This is a genomic window from Arthrobacter sp. 35/47 (assembly GCF_000520475.1).
In the GTDB taxonomy this organism is placed as follows: domain Bacteria; phylum Actinomycetota; class Actinomycetes; order Actinomycetales; family Micrococcaceae; genus Arthrobacter_D; species Arthrobacter_D subterraneus.
In genome coordinates, this window is record NZ_KI914603.1 from 49,403 (window position 1) to 50,221 (window position 819).

Here is an 819-nt window from a genome sequence, read left to right on the forward strand (position 1 = left end):
CGCTTCCCGGCCTTCGGCGTGCCGGTCCGCCCCGCTTCCCGGCCTTCGGCCTGCCGGCCTTCTGGCCTGCCGACCTGGGCCATGGACGGTTCAGAAAAGTGCCTGCAGCCTGCAATTCGCAGTCATTGCATGCAATGACTGCAGTGCAGGCACGGAAAAAAATTCATATGGCGGCTGCACACCTGGGGTGTGGGAGATGCTTCGGCGCTGGAAGGGACATCGAAATCAAGAGGCCCATCTTCGTGGAAGCGCCGCGCTCCTCAGCCGCGCTCCTCAATCGACGTAGTCCTCCCAGAGGCGGTCGACGTCGTCGTTCTCCGTGGCCGCCCCGCGCAGCAGCAGCTTTCCCGTTGATTCGAGGTGCCGGTGCATCGCGCGTGCGGCGGCCTCTGCGTCGCTGTGCTCCACGGCATCGAGGATAGGCAGGTGCTCGGCATAGACCTCCTCAAGCGACCGGGAGGTGCGGATCGTGGACATTCCGACGAGGCGGGTGGCGTCACGAAGGTTCGCAATGATGCGGATGGTGCGGCTGTTGCCCGCAAGGTTGAGCAGGAGGCCGTGAAGGTGCTGGTCGTGCAGGAGAAAGGTGCCCTCGTCGCCGTCGAGCACCGCCTGCTGCATGGCCTCGCGTTCCTTCTCGAGTGCCTCGCGGTCCTGGGGGCCGGCACGCCGGGCTGCGTGGGCAGCGGCCGGAACCTCAAGGGCCACCCTCACCGCCATGATCTCGGCGAGCTCGCGGGCGCCAGGCAACACCACGCGGAACCCGCGGTTCTTCTCGATCGTCACCATCCCGGTCTCCGCCAGCCGCAGCAGCGCCTC

General features: G+C 66.8%; 1 protein-coding gene. It reads right to left on the reverse strand.

What is annotated here, in order from left to right; translation table 11 throughout:
• Nucleotides 1–273: 273 nt before the first annotated feature.
• On the reverse strand, nt 274–819 hold a 546-nt coding region (locus tag X803_RS19305), incomplete at its 5' end, for a GntR family transcriptional regulator (RefSeq protein WP_035778613.1).